This window comes from Telluria sp. Soil_C_11, assembly GCF_057657395.1.
Genome location: NZ_JBDGIN010000007.1, coordinates 74,371 through 90,255, shown reverse-complemented (window position 1 = coordinate 90,255; position 15,885 = coordinate 74,371). Strand labels below are relative to the sequence as shown.

General features: G+C 66.8%; 15 protein-coding genes. 6 read left to right on the top strand and 9 right to left on the bottom strand.

The features are described 5' to 3' along the window. Window positions 1–71: 71 nt before the first annotated feature. The 4 genes from AC3A6M_RS13625 to AC3A6M_RS13610 all read left to right on the top strand — a co-directional run bounded on the left by AC3A6M_RS13625 (window position 72) and on the right by AC3A6M_RS13610 (window position 3,995). On the top strand, window positions 72–1,382 hold the full coding sequence (locus tag AC3A6M_RS13625) for an MFS transporter (RefSeq protein ID WP_487853252.1): 1,311 nt from the start codon (window positions 72–74) through the stop codon (window positions 1,380–1,382). A 14-nt stretch (window positions 1,383–1,396) separates the two neighbouring features. Next, a complete protein-coding gene (locus AC3A6M_RS13620; RefSeq protein ID WP_487853251.1) occupies window positions 1,397–2,461 on the top strand; it encodes a porin in 1,065 nt (354 codons plus the stop codon). A gap of 241 nt (window positions 2,462–2,702) precedes the next feature. Beyond that, a complete protein-coding gene (locus tag AC3A6M_RS13615; RefSeq protein WP_487853250.1) occupies window positions 2,703–3,299 on the top strand; it encodes a CHRD domain-containing protein in 597 nt (198 codons plus the stop codon). 114 nt (window positions 3,300–3,413) lie between these two features. Beyond that, window positions 3,414–3,995 (top strand): hypothetical protein, encoded by a 582-nt coding sequence (locus AC3A6M_RS13610; protein ID WP_487853249.1) that lies wholly within the window; start codon window positions 3,414–3,416, stop codon window positions 3,993–3,995. Between the two features lie 15 nt (window positions 3,996–4,010). Here the strand turns inward: AC3A6M_RS13610 and AC3A6M_RS13605 are convergent, their stop codons facing one another. Next, on the bottom strand, window positions 4,011–5,378 hold the full coding sequence (locus tag AC3A6M_RS13605) for an amino acid permease (protein WP_487853248.1): 1,368 nt from the start codon (window positions 5,376–5,378) through the stop codon (window positions 4,011–4,013). 199 nt (window positions 5,379–5,577) lie between these two features. Between AC3A6M_RS13605 and AC3A6M_RS13600 the strand changes: the two genes are divergently transcribed. Continuing rightward, a complete protein-coding gene (locus AC3A6M_RS13600) occupies window positions 5,578–7,953 on the top strand; it encodes a TonB-dependent receptor domain-containing protein (protein WP_487853247.1) in 2,376 nt (791 codons plus the stop codon). 1 nt (window position 7,954) lies between these two features. On the opposite strand, the gene AC3A6M_RS13595 is transcribed toward AC3A6M_RS13600, so the two are convergent. The 7 genes from AC3A6M_RS13595 to AC3A6M_RS13565 form a co-directional block, all read right to left on the bottom strand. Next, entirely contained in the window at window positions 7,955–8,650 is a 696-nt protein-coding gene (locus AC3A6M_RS13595; RefSeq protein WP_487853246.1) for an MBL fold metallo-hydrolase, read from the bottom strand. A 130-nt stretch (window positions 8,651–8,780) separates the two neighbouring features. Then, the gene (locus tag AC3A6M_RS13590; protein WP_487853245.1) at window positions 8,781–10,307 is read right to left on the bottom strand and encodes an FAD-dependent monooxygenase; all 1,527 of its coding nucleotides are present in this window, start codon (window positions 10,305–10,307) and stop codon (window positions 8,781–8,783) included. Then, window positions 10,304–10,765 (bottom strand): DUF6691 family protein, encoded by a 462-nt coding sequence (locus tag AC3A6M_RS13585; RefSeq protein ID WP_487853244.1) that lies wholly within the window; start codon window positions 10,763–10,765, stop codon window positions 10,304–10,306. Before AC3A6M_RS13585 ends, AC3A6M_RS13590 begins: the two co-directional genes overlap by 4 nt. 12 nt (window positions 10,766–10,777) lie before the next feature. Further along, window positions 10,778–11,209, bottom strand: coding sequence for a YeeE/YedE family protein (locus AC3A6M_RS13580; protein ID WP_487853243.1), 432 nt, complete (start codon window positions 11,207–11,209; stop codon window positions 10,778–10,780). Further along, window positions 11,206–11,544 (bottom strand): ArsR/SmtB family transcription factor, encoded by a 339-nt coding sequence (locus tag AC3A6M_RS13575; protein WP_487853242.1) that lies wholly within the window; start codon window positions 11,542–11,544, stop codon window positions 11,206–11,208. Before AC3A6M_RS13575 ends, AC3A6M_RS13580 begins: the two co-directional genes overlap by 4 nt. A 39-nt stretch (window positions 11,545–11,583) precedes the next feature. Continuing rightward, window positions 11,584–12,354: an OBAP family protein gene (locus AC3A6M_RS13570; RefSeq protein WP_487853241.1), complete on the bottom strand. Its 771-nt coding sequence runs from the start codon at window positions 12,352–12,354 to the stop codon at window positions 11,584–11,586. A gap of 50 nt (window positions 12,355–12,404) precedes the next feature. Then, window positions 12,405–13,715 carry a hemolysin family protein gene (locus AC3A6M_RS13565; RefSeq protein ID WP_487853240.1) on the bottom strand — a complete coding sequence of 437 codons (1,311 nt, stop codon included), beginning with the start codon at window positions 13,713–13,715 and terminating at the stop codon, window positions 12,405–12,407. Between the two features lie 225 nt (window positions 13,716–13,940). Between AC3A6M_RS13565 and AC3A6M_RS13560 the strand changes: the two genes are divergently transcribed. Next, window positions 13,941–14,513, top strand: coding sequence for a GIY-YIG nuclease family protein (locus AC3A6M_RS13560; RefSeq protein WP_487853239.1), 573 nt, complete (start codon window positions 13,941–13,943; stop codon window positions 14,511–14,513). Window positions 14,514–14,557: 44 nt separating this feature from the next. Here AC3A6M_RS13560 and hmgA read toward each other — a convergent pair whose 3' ends face one another. Then, the gene (hmgA, locus tag AC3A6M_RS13555) at window positions 14,558–15,838 is read right to left on the bottom strand and encodes a homogentisate 1,2-dioxygenase (protein WP_487853438.1); all 1,281 of its coding nucleotides are present in this window, start codon (window positions 15,836–15,838) and stop codon (window positions 14,558–14,560) included. Between the last annotated feature and the right edge of the window lie 47 nt (window positions 15,839–15,885).

Sequence of the window (15,885 nt, the reverse complement as noted above, 5' to 3'; positions counted from 1 at the left end):
ACCACGGACGCGGCATCCACGAGATGCCGCGCTTACCCGGCACGTTCCACCATACCATCAGGAGACAAACAATGCTGAGCTCAACCAAGGTGGCAGTAGGCGGCGCGACGATCGACGAGGCTTCGAAAGCCTATTCGAAGGTCGCGTGGCGCCTGCTTCCTTTTCTGTTCCTGTGCTACGTCTTCGCCTATCTCGACCGCGTCAACGTCGGCTTCGCGAAGCTTCAAATGATGTCCGACCTCGGCCTGTCCGAGGCCGTCTACGGCATGGGCGCCGGCGTGTTCTTCGCCGGCTACCTCATGTTCGAGGTCCCGAGTAACATCGTCATGCTCAAGGTGGGCGCGCGCAAATGGATCACCCGCATCATGGTGACCTGGGGCGTGATTTCCGCAGCGATGATGTACGTGTCGACGCCGGCCAGCTTCTACGCCCTGCGCTTCCTGCTGGGCGTGGCCGAAGCCGGCTTCTTCCCGGCCATCCTGCTGTATCTGACCTACTGGTTCCCGGCCGCCCGCCGCGGCAAGGTGACGGCGCTGTTCATGACCGGCATCCCGATGTCCGGCGTGATCGGCGGTCCGCTGTCCGGCCTGATCATGGGCACGATGGATGGCGTCTCCGGCTACCACGCCTGGCAATGGGTGTTCGTGCTGGAAGCCATCCCGACCATCATCCTCGGCTGCATGGCCTGGTTCTACCTCGACGACAAAGTCGCCGACGCCAAGTGGCTGAACGAGAGCGAAAAGTCGCTGATCGAGCACGACCTGGCCCAGGACAAGCATGGGACGCACCTGCACAACCTGCGCGACGGCCTGGTCAACCCGCGCGTGTGGCTGTTGAGCAGCATCTATTTGTTCTACACGATGGGCCTGTACGGCATCAGCTTCTGGCTGCCGACCATCATCAAGGCCAGCGGCGTCAAGGCCGCCTTCGACATCGGCATGCTGACCTGCATCCCGTACGCCGCCGCGACCATCACGATGATCCTGGTAGGGAGAAGCTCGGACCTGCGCCGCGAACGGCGCTGGCACCTGGCGCTGGCGGGCGTGGCGGGCGCCGTCGGCCTGACCTGGAGCGCGGCCTACGCCGACAACACGGCCATCGCAATGCTGGCGCTGACCCTGGCGACGATGGGCATCATCACCACGATCTCGCAGTTCTGGCTGCTGCCGCCCGCGGTCCTCAGCGGCGCCGCGGCGGCGGCCGGCATCGCGCTGGCGAACTCGGTCGGCAGCATCTCCGGCATGGTGGCGCCGTACATGCTGGGCGTGGTGAAGACCATGACCAACAGTACGAATGCCGGCGTGATCGCGATTGCCGTGTGCCTGCTGGTCGGCTGCGCGCTGACCTTCGCGCTGCCCGCCAAGGCAGTCAATCCGAAATGAAGCGGGGATACCGGATGAAGAAAAAACTGATCGTAGCGGCGCTGCTCGCCGGAGCCTCGCAACTGGCAGCCGCCCAGGGCAACGTCACCATCTACGGCATGATCGACATGGCCGTGGTCCGCGAGAGCGGAGGCGTTGCGGGTCCGTCGACCAGGATCACCAGCGGCACCACCGGCGGCTCCCGTCTCGGCTTCAAGGGGACGGAAGACCTGGGCAAGGGCCTGAAGGCGGTGTTCCTGCTGGAGAACGGCTTCCAGGGCGACACCGGCGCCATGGGCCAGGGCGGCCTGCTGTTCGGCCGCCAGGCCTACGTCGGCCTGCAGGGCGGCTTCGGCACCGTGCTGGTGGGGCGGCAGTACACCCCGCACTACCTGGTGCAGGCATTCGCCGATCCGTTCGGCTCGGGCTGGGTAGGCGACAGCAAGAACCTGCTCGGCACCACCGGCAATTCCTTCAGCCGCATGGACAACACGGTCAAGTACGTCTCGCCGGTCGTCGGCGGCTTCAGTGCCGAGCTGGTGGCGGCGCCGGGCGAGGTGAGCGGGGACAGCGCCTCCGGCCGCCAGCTGGGCGGTTCGCTGGCCTGGGGGGCCGGGCCGCTGCAGCTGCGGCTCGGCTACCACAACCGGAACAACGATACCGCTTCGCTGCACGGCACCGAGGACGCGAAGAACACGGTGCTGGCTGCCGTCTACGACTTCGGCGTGCTCAAGCTGCACGGCTTGTATGACTGGAACCGCGGCTTGAACAGCTCGGTCCTGCGCAGCACGACGCAGTTCTTCGGCCGGACGGCGCTGGCGTCGACCGACAGCCGCGACGCGCTGGTCGGCGTGACGGTGCCGTTCGGCGTGCATGCCTTGCTGGCGTCCTATATCCGCAAGGACGATCGCACGGCGCTCAACCAGGATGCTTCGCAGATCGCGCTCGGCTATCGCTATACCATGTCGAAGCGGACCGACCTGAACGTGGCCGTGGCGAAGATCGATAACCGGAATGGCGCGAGCTATACGGTGGGCAGTGCGATCGAGTCGGGGACGGGGGACCGGTCCGTCATGGCGGGGATCCGGCACGCGTTCTGACAGCCGGCGGATGTTTTTCATGGCGGCGTTCGGGCAAAGGCCCGGCGTCGCTTTTTTTTCGATCTGGTCCGGCCCGCGATGCATGCAGGAACCCGTCATTTACTTGCGGTATTTATTGAATGTCGACCGATCTTACAGCTGAGCTCAAAGCTGGGCGGTCATGGCTGTTTACGCTTATGGGGAAGCTGATCGGTACGTTTTATGCTTATTGATGAGTTCACCCACTACGAAAGGATCAGTCATGAAACGTCTAGCCCTCGGCTTGTCTGCGTCGGTGCTGCTGTTGTGCGTCGGGGCCGCGCACGCGACCGTCATCACCTATTCGGCCACCCTGAGCGGTGCGAAAGAGGACCCGCAAAACAGCTCGCCCGGCACTGGCCAGACGACGGTACGCATCGACGATGCGAGCAATATGATGACGGTGAACGTGAGCTTCTCCGGCTTGACGGCGCCGACGACGGCGTCCCACATCCATTGCTGCACGCTGGTGCCTTTCGAAGGGAAAGCGGGGGTCGCCACGGCACTGCCGACCTTTCCCGCCTTTCCGCTCGGCGTGACGTCGGGCAGCTACACCGAAACCTTCGACCTGATGGCCCTGAGCACCTATAATGCGACCTTCGTCGCCAACCATGGCGGCAGCCTGGACAGCGCGCGGCAGGCCTTCCTGGCCGGACTCGCGGCGGGCGAGGCCTACCTGAACATCCATACGACCGCGTTCCCGGCCGGGGAGATCCGGGGCTTCCTGACCGAAGTGCCGGAGCCGGGCAGCATCGCCCTGTTCGGGCTGGGCGCGGCCGGCCTGGCGGCATTGCGGCGCCGGCGCGGGTACGGTCATTGACCTGACCGCAAGCGCCTGGCGCCGGATGACTGAGCCCCGTACCCGACCCGAATCACAAGATGGAAGTTACAATGAGATTGTCTTTGTGTAATGTGAGCGGGTCGGCTCAGTCTAATGGAAAAAATGAAAGCAGCGTGGGTGCAGCATCTCGGGAAAGTCGGCATCACGACGTTCGCCTTCCTCGGGTTCAACTGGATTAACGAACTCGTATTCATTCGCCTGGAGCAAAGCAACGGGATCAACTGGGTGTTCATCCCGGCCGGCATTCGCCTGCTCTCGACGATGCGCTTTGGACGCGCCGGGTTCGAAGGCCTGCTGCTGGCAGGCATCTATCTCAACTTCTTTCATTTCGACTTCCAGAGCGACTTTCGCGCCTGGAGCGGGGCGCTGGCGGGCGCGCTGGGGCCGTACCTTGCAGCCCTGCTGGTCAAGCACTGGTTCGACCTGGAGCCGTTTCTCAAGGGGCTGACCGCGCATCGGCTGCTCTTCACGGGCATGCTGTGCGGGTTCCTGAGTCCTGTTCTCCACCACACGTTCACGTGGATTCTCACGGGACACGTGGACTGGACCGCACTGGCAGCGATGATCGTCGGAGACACCGTCGGCATTCTCATCGTGCTTTGCCTAGCAAAGCTCATCATTGCCCTTGTTCATCGTTATCCGCCTGCTGCGCATCTCCTTCGCCGCCGGGGTTAAGGCGGCAGTAGCGGCTCAGGAACTGCTGGCCATCGCCACCTCGCGCCGCTGGCGCACCCGGAAGCCGAGCCCCAGCACCCCGAGCCACACCGGAATCAGCCATACCGACAGGCGCATGTCCGGCGTCAGATACATGATCACCAGGATCCCCGCCAGGAATGCCAGGCACAGCCAGTTCGTCAGCGGATAGAACGGGCTGCCGAACACGGGCTTGACGCCCTGCGCCGCCTTCGCCTGGCGGAAGCGCAGGTGGCTCCAGCTGATCATCGCCCAGTTGATCATCATGCCCGCCACGGCGAGCCCCATCAGCATGCCGAGCGCCTTGCCCGGCAGCGCATAGTTCACCGCCACGCAGATGATGGTCGCCACCGCCGACACGCCCAGCGACACCAGCGGCACCCCGCGTTCGTTCACCTTCAGCAGCGCGCGCGGCGCGTGGCCCTGGGTGGCCAGGCCGTACAGCATGCGGCTGTTCGAGTACACGCAGCTGTTGTAGACCGAGACGGCGGCCGTCAGTACCACCAGGTTCAGCACGTGGGCGACCGCGCCGGCGTCGAGCGCCTTGAAGATCAGGACGAACGGGCTGGCGCCGGGCTTGATCTGGTTCCAGGGGTAGAGCGACAGCAGGACCGCCAGCGAGCCGACGTAGAACACGAGGATGCGCCACAGCGCCTGGTTGGTCGCCTTCGGGATCGAGTGGGAGGGGTTATCCGCTTCGGCCGCCGTGATGCCGATCACTTCCAGGCCGCCGAACGAGAACATCAGCACCGCCATCGACATCACCAGGCCCTCGATGCCGTGGGCGAAGAAGCCGCCGTGCTGCCACAGGTTGGCCACGCCCGCCTGCGGGCCGGCGCCGCCGGAGAACAGCAGGAACACGCCGTACAGGATCATCGCGACGATGGCGACCACCTTGATCACCGCGAACCAGAACTCGGTCTCGCCGAAGGCGCGCACGTTGGCCAGGCTGATCGCGTTGGCGAACACGAAGCAGCCGAGGGCCGAGACCCAGGTCGGGACCTCGGGGAACCAGTACTGCACGTAGATGCCGACCGCCGACAGCTCGGCCATGCTCACCAGCACGTACAGGACCCAGTAGTTCCAGCCGGTCAGGAAGCCGGCGAAGCGGCCGCAGTATTTGTCCGCAAAATGGCTGAACGAGCCGGCCACCGGTTCGTCGACCATCATTTCGCTGAGCTGGCGCATGATCAGGAAGGCCACCAGGCCGGCGACCGCGTAGCCCAGAAGGATCGACGGGCCGGCCATGCCGACGGTCTGCGCCACGCCGAGGAACAGGCCGGTGCCGATCGCGCCGCCGAGGGCGATCAGCTGGATGTGCCGGCTCTTGAGGCCGCGCTTGAGGTGGTTTTCGTGGAGCGCCATCGGAATCCCGTCCTTGATGATATTGCCTTAAAGACAGGAATGATAATCGATGCGGGCAGGGCGGAGGGAGAATATCGGACCGGTGCGGCGCCCGGCCTGTATTGACAGATGCAAATTCTTGTAAGTCTCGGCAACTTTCTCGGCCGTTCAGGTATTCTTCACCCTCCATCCGTCCGGCATGACGCACCAGAACAAGCAAATGAACCATTCCTCACGCAAGCGCAGCGGCGGCGCGTCCCGGCGCCGCCGCGCCCATTACCTGGCCCTCGGCCTGGCCCTCTGCGACCTGGCGGCCCTGCATCCCGCGCTGGCCCAGGCGACGCAAGGCACGCAATCCGCGGCTCCGGCGTCCAGCGGCACCGCCAGCAGCCAACGCGGCCAGGGCACGAGCGCCCAGGACACGACCGGCGGCAAGGTCCAGTCCGTGAACGTGGTCGGCGAACGCCAGACCAACCGCATCGACCGCCAGGTCTACGACGTCAAGAGCGACGTCAGCAGCAGCAATGGCACGGCAGCGGATGCGCTGAACAACGTGCCCTCGGTCTCGGTCGATCCGGACGGCACCGTGTCGCTGCGCGGCAGCACCAACGTCCAGATCCTGGTCGACGGCAAGCCCTCGGCCATGCTGCAGGGCGATAACCGCGGCCCGGCGCTGCAGGCCATGCCGTCCGAAGACATCGACTCGATCGAGGTCATCAACAACCCCGGCGCGGAGTTCGGCAACGAAGGCGGCGGCGGTCCGATCCTGAACCTGGTGATGAAGCGCTCGCGCCGCCCGGGCGGATTCGGCGTGGTCAACGCCAACCATGGCACGGCGGGGCGCTATAACTCGGCCCTGAACGGCCAGTACAACACCGGCCGTTGGGGCGTGCAGGGCGGCGTCAACGTGCGCCATGACGGCCGCGATTCGGCCACGGAATCGGAGCGCGACCGCGCCGATCCGCGCACCAGCGTCGTCCAGCACTCGACCCAGACCGGCACCAGCACGGGCCTGAACGACAGCGCCGGCCTGCGCGGCCAGCTGACCTATAACCTCGGCGACGACGACACGCTGGAAGCGAATGTCGGCTACCTGAAGCGCAGCAACGACAGCCAGGGCGTCGACCACTACGTCGTGGCGAACGACGGCACGCCCTTCAGCGACTACATCCGCACCCGCAAGACCTCCGGCGACAGCACCAATGCCACCTGGGGCGGGCGCTGGGACCACAAGGGCCAGAAGCTGGGCGAACTGTTCCGCATGGACCTGCGTGTCTCGAACAGCGACAACAGCTCGGAGGCGCGCTACGCCAACGACTACCTGGTCGCTCCGCCCCGGATCGATCCGGGCCAGCCGTTCCCGGGCGCCGACGCCAGCAGCCTGCAGGACAACGCGAACAAGGTCCGCATCGTCGACTACACCGGCGACTATGAGCGGCCGCTCGACAGCGGCGCCACCCTCAAGCTCGGCTACAAGATCATCGACACCGACAGCCGGATCGATACCCGCTACTTCGACTTCGACCCGGCCACCAACGCCGCGGTCGCGAACCTGCGCCGCACCAACGCCTTCGAAGTGGACGAGCGCGACGCCGCGCTGTACGGTTCCTACCAGTGGAAGGTGAACGAGCGCTGGGGCGCGCTGGTCGGCATGCGCACCGAGTTCACGCACATGGACCTGGACCAGGCCGCGAGCGACGTCAGCGCGACCAACAGCTACATGAACTGGATCCCGAGCGCCTTCGCGACCTACAAGCTGAATCCGACCACCAACCTGCGCTTCGCCTACGCGCACCGGATCCGTCGCGCCACCGGGCAGCAGCTGAACCCCTTCGTCATCTACCAGAACGAGTTCAATGAGTCGAGCGGCAACCCGAACCTGAAGCCCGTGCAGACCGATTCCTTCGAGATCGGCTACGAGACCAAGGCCGGCAAGCTGGACGCCAACCTGCGCGCCTACTACCGCGCCGACCGCGACATGATCCGCAGTCGCCAGACCGTGATCAACGACACGGTCCTGCTGACGACCCTGGAGAACGGCGGCAGCAACCGCGCCGGCGGCCTCGAATTCACGCTGAGCGGCAAGGTCACGCCGAAGTTCTCGATCAATACCAGCGGCAACCTGGCCTTCACCGAGCAGCAGCAGATCGACATCCTGGGCGGCGAGTACAAGCGCACCGCTTCGTCGCTGAGCGTGCGCGGGCGCTTCAACTACGAGCTCACGCCGCAGGACCACCTGCAGCTGATGATCAACGCGCAGGGCAGGACCCTGGCCGGCGCCGGCTACCGCGAACCGATGTCCACCTGGAACCTGAGCTACCGCCGCGCCATCACGCCGGCGCTGAACCTGGTGTTCAACGTCACCGACGTGTTCCGCTCGCAGAAGGTGGAGACGGTCACCGACACCGCCTCGCTGAAGGAACACACGCTGCGCACCAGCGCCGGCCGCCTCGCCTACGTCGGCCTGTCGTGGCGCTTCGGCGGGGTGCAGGGCGGCGGCCAGCGCCGCGAAGGGCGCGGCCAGGGTGGCGAGGGCTGGCGCGGCGGTCCGCCTCCGGACGGCGCCGGCGGTCCGGGCGGCAGCCCGGGCATGTAATTCAGACGCCGTGCGGCAGGCCGAGGTTGCGGTTGGCCGGCACGGCGATGTCGATCAGCTGCGGCCTGGGCAGGTTCAGGTGCGCCATCAGCTCGACGAAGTCGGCGCGCGACCGGTTCGAGACGCGCGCATTGTGGCGCTTTTCCCAGCCGATGGTCGACACCTGTTGGCTCTTGTAGTCATGGCAGGGCCAGACCCGCGTCTCGTCCGGGAGCGCGAACAGCTTGCCGGTGATGCTGTCGTACAGGGCTTCCGCGCTGCCGCCCTGGAAGTCGGTGCGCCCGCAGCCGCCGATCAGCAGGGCGTCGCCGGTGAACACATTGTTCCTCCAGACGTAGGACATGCTGCCCGCGGTGTGGCCCGGCGTGTGGATCACGGAGATGGTTTCCCCTTTGCCGAAGCGGATCGCGTCGCCGTCGCGCAGCTGCAGTTCGGCCGGCGGCACCCCGCATCCGCTGGGCACCGCGGTCCTGGCGCCGGTCCGCTCGTGCAGGCGCCCGGCCGAGGTCACGTGGTCGGCGTGGACATGGGTCTCGAGGATGTAGACCAGGCGCAGGCCGAGGCGCTCCACATGCGCGAGGTCGCGCTCCAGGTGATGGTCGACCGGGTCGATGATCACGGCTTCGTTGTCGTCCGGGCCGGCGATGAGGTAGGTGAAGGTGGACGAGACGGGGTCGAACAGCTGGATCGGGTTCATGGGATGTCTATACAGATTGGCATGGAGTCGAATAGTGCCATGGGGGGCATGACTTCTACAAGCCGTCGTCCCCGCGCAGGCGGGGATCCAAGTTCCCGCCTGCGCGGGAACGACGGGGTAGCTGCGATAGTCAGTGGAAACGTGTATAGCCAATCTCCCTGAAATACCGCTGCAACGCATCCAGCCGCACCGACTCCTCGGCCAGCGCCACATAGCCGTCCGGCCGCACCAGGTAGGCCGCGTCGCGCGCCAGTCCGGCGCGCTCGTGGGCTCGCTCCCAGTCGAACACGTGCAGCGGCAATCCCACGCGGTGGCACCAGTGCTCGAGCGCGTCGCCGGCTTCCCCGTACACCTGCAGCTGCCAGTCGATGGTGCCGGTCGGCGCATAGTTGTCGATCGCCGCGCCGGCCGCCCAGGGCAGGCGGTCGCCGCCCTTGACCTTGCCGGCGCTGCCGCTACTGAGGGGGCTGGCGTGGTAGTTCAGCATGCACTGCGAGACCAGCCGGAACATGAACTCACGCACCGCGTCGACGGTGTAGGCGGCGCTCACGAACATCGGCGCGATCCGGGTGCGCACGAAATTCGCGAACGTGCTTTCGGCGCTGACGAAGGTGAACACGCGGTCGGTGGTCTCGACCAGGGTGCGTGCGAAGGCCATGCGCTCGGCCTCGTAGCTGTCGAGCAGGCCGTCGGCCGCTTCGCCGCGCAGCACCGCCTTCAGCTTCCAGGCCAGGTTGATGGCGTCGCCGATGCCGGTGTTCATGCCCTGGCCGCCGGCCGGACTGTGGATGTGGGCGGCGTCGCCGAGCAGGAACACGCGGCCGTGGCGGAAGTGCTCGGTGAGCCGGTGGTGCACCTTGTAGGTCGAGAACCAGTTCACCTGCTTCACCTCGACGCCGAGGCCATGGATGGCGCGCTCGCCGACGTCGTCGAAGGTCAGCTCGCGGTCCGGCGCCACCCGGTGTTCGCGGATGCTGCCGATCAGGCGGGCCTGCCCGTCATCCGTGTACGAGAACAGGGCGAGGAAGTCGGCGTCGTCCAGCGACAGGTGGATCTCGCCGTCGGCGGCAGGTCCGCCGGCGATCACGTCGGCCACGTAGAACAGCTGGTCGTAGGTGCCGCCTTCGAAGCCGGCGCCGAGTCCATGGCGGACCGGGGACCGGGCGCCGTCGCAGCCGGCCAGGTAGCGCGCCTCGCAGCGCTCTTCGCCGGCGGGGCCGCGCAGGGTCGCCCGCACGTGATCCGCATGCTGCTCGAAGCCGACCAGTTCCGTCTCGCGCTCGACCTGCACGCCCATCTGCTCCAGGCGCTCGATCAGCAGGCGCTCGTGGCGGTCCTGCGGAAACACCAGCAGGAAGGGGTAGGGTGTGAGTTCGGAGCCGGCGTCGCCGAAGTCGATGTGGGCGCGCTTCTTGCCGCGCACCCAGAGGTTGATGCCGGGGTTGGGCATGCCGGCGTGGACCACGTCGGCGGCCAGGCCGAGCTGGCGGTACAGTTCCAGCGTGCGCGCATGCACGACCACGGCGCGCGAGGTGGTGCCGGGGCCGCTGGTCTTGTCGACGATGCGCACGCCCACGCCCTGGCGCGCCAGCCACAGCGCCAGCACCAGGCCGGTGGGGCCGGCGCCGGCGATCAGGACGTCTTCACGGGTGTTCATGGCAGTTCCGTTGCGGTGTGCGGCCGCAGGCGAGCCGCGCGCCAGGCGCCGATCCGCTCGACGGCCTCGAACACGACCATCCCGGCGATCATGGCCGCCACGAACAGGAGCGTCGGCCAGCCGCCCACGCCCAGGCTGGCGAGCGCCGGGCCGGGACAGTAGCCGACCAGGCCCCAGCCCACGCCGAACACCACGCTGCCCAGCACCAGCCGCCCATCGACGCGGGCCGCGCCGGGAATATGGAGGGCGCCGCCGAACACGGTGCGGGCGCGCGCCCCGCCGACGCGGAAGGCGATCGCCGCGACCAGGATCGCGCCCAGCATCACGAAGCCGAGCGAGGGGGCCCACTGGCCGGCGATGTCGAGGAAGGCCAGCACCTTGGCCGGGTTGCTCATCCCGGAGAGGATCAGGCCGGAACCGAACAGCAGGCCGGCCAGGAAGGCGGTGATCATGTGCATGGCGTTCTCCTCTCAGGCCAGCACGTGGCGGACCAGGTAGACGGTCAGGAAGCCGGCCAGCATGAAGCAGGCCGTCGCGACCAGCGAGCGCGGCGACAGGCGGGCGATGCCGCACACGCCGTGGCCGCTGGTGCAGCCGTTGCCGAAGCGGGTGCCGAGTCCCACCAGCAGGCCGGCGCCGGCCAGCAGCGCCGGCGAGTGGTCGATCTGGGCCGGCGGCATGGCTTGCATGACGAGCCAGACCAGCGGCGCCGCGAGCAGGCCCAGCAGGAAAGCCAGGCGCCAGCCGATGTCGCCGCGCGCCGGGCGCAGCAGTCCGCCGGCGATGCCGCTGATGCCGGCGATGCGGCCGTTGGCGAGCAGCAGCACGGCGGCGCCGAGCCCGATCAGCAGGCCGCCGGCGAGCGAGGCCAGCGGGGTGAAGTGGATCCAGTCGATGTTCATGCCGTTTCCTCCTGCTTGCAGTACAGCTGGTACAGCAACCGCAGCACTGCCAGGGCTTCCGCGCTGGCGATGCTGTAATAGATCTGCTTGCCCTCGCGGCGCGTGGCGACCAGGCCTTCCTGGCGCAACACACCCAGTTGCTGGGACAGCGAGGGCTGGCGCAGGTCGAGTACGCTTTCGAGTTCGCCCACCCGCTGCTCGCCAAGGGTCAGCTGGCACAGCAGGAGCAGGCGGTCCGGATTGGCGAGCGCCTTCAGCAGTCCGCCGGCGCGGGTGGCGGCCGCGCGCATGGCGGCGGGATCGAGGCCGGGCGGGGTTCGGATATCATCTTTCATGGCCTCAGTATATTCGACGATATTATATATTTCAATATATTATGGTCGAGTTCGACCATCGCTCACGCCCGGGATGTCCTGCGCCGGGCGCCCGAACCTGTCCTTCAGGTCGTCCACGCCCGACTGCGGCCTGGCCAGCGGGCGCAGGTCGGCGCGCTTCCTGCGCTTGCCGGCCGTGTCGATCTTCATGCGCGTGTCGCGCTCTTCCTGCAGGTTGGGCAGCATCTCGCCGTCGCGGTTGAAGGACCAGGCCAGCATGGCGGGGCCGAGCGGCAGGCTGTCGCCGGTCTTGCCGTTGGCGCCCGTGTTCCACACATGCCAGGTCTTGCCGTAGCTGTTCATCTTCTTTTTCATCAGCGCGTGCTCGGCCGCTTCGGGGATGCCAGGGGCGACCAGCTGGCCGCTCAGGATCTCGCCGTTGTGCGGGTGCCAGAAGCGGCGCTCTTCCTCGGGCAGGGTGTTGAACAGTTTTTCCGAAATGATGTATTCGATGCCGTTCAGGTTGGCCGTGGCCGTGTTGCCGTCGAACAGGGCGCACTGGGCCAGGTCTTCGTTGACCTGGCGGCAGAAGTGGTGGGCCTCGACCTGCTGCTCGGGCCTGTCCTTCATCGGGTGGAAGCCGTTCAGGTAGATGTCGAACTTCGCCAGCGGTGTGCTGCGCTGCAGGACCCTGGCGCCGGCTTCGAGCGCGCGGGTATCGGGCGCCTTGGCCTTGCCGGCGGGCGCCACCTGCGGTTTCGTGTCCTGGGCGGCTGCGGTGAATGCGGCGGCTGCCAATGCGGAGCCGGCGATGCGCTTGCTGAAGTCCATGGTGTCACCTCGTGTGAGTTCAACAGTAGACCGGCGCCGGACGCTTCCGTTCAGCCGGGGGCCGCGCCGTCGGGCAGCACCAGCAGTCGGTCGATGCGGTTGCCGTCCATGTCGACCACCTCGAAGCGCCAGCCGTCCCAGTCGAGGCGCTCGCCCGGCTTCGGGATGTAGCCGAGCTGGTAGAGGATGAAGCCGGCCAGGGTGTGGTAGGCGTCGTCGCCTTCGTCGGGGAATTTCAGCTGGGCCCCGGTCAGGTAGCGGAAGCGGTCCAGCACCATGCCGCCGTCCATGAACCAGCTGCCGTCTTCGCGCTTGACGGCGTCCGGCGCTTCCTCGTCTTCCACCGCCGGCACTTCGCCGACCAGGGCGGTCATCACGTCGGTGAGGGTGATCATTCCCTGGATCTCGCCGTACTCGTCGACGACCATGGCCAGCTCGGCATGGTTCTTCTTGAGCTGCTCGAGCAGGTCGATCGCGCTCACCGACTCCGGCACGTACAGCGCCTCGTCCAGCTCGGCCTCGATATCGATGTCCTGCAGCGAGCCCTTGCGGATCGCCTGGCGGAACAGGTCGCGCGCGTTGACGATACCGAGCACCTGGGAGCGGTCGCCGCGGTAGACGGGAAAGCGGGCGTAGGGGATCTCGGCCAGGCGCGCCAGGTTCTTCTGCAGCGGCTCGCCCAGATCGAGGAACTCGAGGTCCACGCGCGGCGTCATCAGGGCGCGCAAATGCCAGTCGTCGAGGCGCAGGGCGCGCGCGGCGATGTCGTATTCGGCGCGCTCGAACACGCCGGCATCGGTGCTCTCGCGGATCATGCCGGTGACTTCTTCCTCGGTCGGCGTCTCGTCCTTGTGGTGGCGCATGCCGAGCAGGCGCATGATGAAATCGGTGGTCAGGGACAGCAGGCGCACGAAGGGGTGCATCAGGCGCGACAGCCCCTGCAGCGGGCGCGCGATGCGCGACGCCAGGATTTCCGGATACAGGATGGCGATGCGTTTCGGTACCAGCTCGCCCAGCACGATCGAGGCGAAGGTGATGCCGATCACCACCACGGTGAGGGCCACCGGGCGCGCGACGTCCTCGGCGATGCCGATGCCGACCAGGCCCGGCGCCAGGCGCGCCACCAGCGAGGCTTCGCCGAAGGCGCCGTTGAAGATGCTGATCAGGGTAATGCCGACCTGCACCGTGGACAGGAAGCGGCTCGGGTCGTCGGCCAGCGCGATCGCGGTCGGGGCGCCGGCGCTGCCTTCGTGCGCCATCCTTTCGAGCCGCAGGCGCTTGGCCGAGACCACGGCCAGTTCCGACATCGCGAAGATGCCGTTCAGCAGGATCAGGGCGAGGATGATGAAGATGTCGGCCATGCGGGGTCCCGTAGCTTGTCAGCCTGATCATCGCATGGCGGGCAGCGTGCGCCAACGGGCGCACGATTCACTCGACCATGGAAGACCGGCGACGGGGTGCGCTCTGAAGATATTTTTGCCCTGGACCGCAAAGCGAACTGTGCAATGAGAGATTGATGTTATGTTAACGGGAAGTAGAAGCTCAATCAGAAACTTGTCGTGGCTAACGAACCGAACGTGAGACCGATGATGAGCGAAAAACAATATCTTTACATATTCAGCAACCCATCCATGCCCGGTCTGCTGAAGATCGGCTGCACGACGCGGGCGCCGCATGAACGCAGGCTGGAATTGCATACCACCGGCGTGCCGACTGCGTTCGACATCGAGTATGCCTGTGAGGTTGCAGATTGCTGGGCCTGCGAGCAGGCAGCCCATCGCGCGCTTGACCGCTATCGTATCGTGCCGAACCGGGAGTTTTTCAAAGTCCCGGTCAAAACGGCAATCAAGAAGATCCAGGCCGTGATCGGGCCGTATCGAGAGATCGAACCCGGCGGTGACGGCGGGAACGGTGCCGCCCGGGCCGCACGGAATCGCTCGTCCTCCACTAAAAAGTCGACTACAGGCAAGACCCTGCCGCCAAAAACCGTGGTCGCACCCGCCGCATGGCCGTTTGCCTGTTCATCGACGCCTGCCAAGGCAAGGAAAGCGCCGGCGGAACCGGCCTCGAAGACTGGCAAGGCGAAAAGCAAGCCGGCGCCGAAGAAAACCGTCGTGGCGCCCGCTGCCTGGCCTTTTCCGCCTTCAAGCCGGCCCTAGCGCGGCCGGGCTCCAAACGGGGCCCGTGCCGTCTGCCGAAGGCGTCAGGGACGCCGCGGGTCGAAGTGCTTGCCGATCCCGGCCCAGCATTCCTGGTAGTTGGCTTGCAGCTGAGGCGATTGCAGCGCATGCGGCGTGGCCACGATCGGGGTGCGGGTCTCGAACATGAAGGCCATCGTGTCCGTCACCTTGTGCGGCTTGCTGGTATCGGCGCTGCTGGCCTTGTCGAAGGTGGCGGCGTCCGGGCCGTGGCCGCTCATGCAGTTGTGCAGGCTGGCGCCGCCCGGCACGAAGCCCTCGGCCTTGGCGTCGTAGGCGCCGTGGATCAGGCCCATGAATTCGCTGGCCACGTTGCGGTGGAACCAGGGCGGGCGGAACGTGTCCTCGCCGACCAGCCAGCGCGGCGGGAAGATCACGAAATCGAGGTCGTCCACGCCCGGCACGCTGGTGGGCGCGTGCAGCACCAGGAAGATCGACGGGTCCGGGTGGTCGTAGCTGATCGAGCCGATGGTGTTGAAGTGGCGCAGGTCGTACCTGTAGGGTGCGTAGTTGCCGTGCCAGGCCGCCACGTCCAGCGGCGAATGCTTGATGGGCGCGGTCCACAGGCGCCCGCCGAACTTGGCGACCAGTTCGAACTCGCCTTCGACGTCTTCGTAACGCGCCACCGGGCTCAGGAAATCGCGCGGATTCGCCAGGCCATTCGAGCCGATCGGCCCCATATCCGGCAGGCGCAGCAGGGCGCCGAAGTTCTCGCAGATGTAGCCGCGGGCCGCGCCGTCGGGCAGGCCGACGCTGAAGCGCACGCCGCGCGGGATCACCGCGATCTGCTGCGGCTCGACCTCCACCAGCCCGAGTTCCGTCGCGATCGCCAGCCGGCCCTGCTGCGGCACGACCAGCAGCTCGCCGTCGGCGCTGTAGAAGTAGCGCCCCGTCATCGGCTTGTTGGCGGCGTACAGGTGGATCGCGCAGCCGGCCATCGCGCCAGGCGCACCATTGCCGGCCATGGTCACCCAGCCGTCGATGAAGTCGGTGGGCGTGTCCGGGATCGGCAGCGGGCTCCAGCGCATCTGGTTGGGCGAAGGCGCCAGGCCCTCGAAGCTGGCCGCGATGCGGGTCTGTTCGACGGGGACGAAGGCGCCGTGCATGGCGGCCGGGCGGATCCGGTACAGCCAGGAACGGCGGTTGTGGCCGCGCGGCGCGGTGAAGGCGGTGCCCGAGATCTGTTCGGCGTACAGGCCGTAGGCCACGCGCTGCGGCGAGTTGCGGTGCGCCGGCAGGGCGCCGGGCAGGGCTTCGGTGGCGAATTCGTTGCCGAATCCGCTCATGTATCCGTCGGTCAAGGCAGTCTCCTGGTACGTACAGAGTGGTGTTT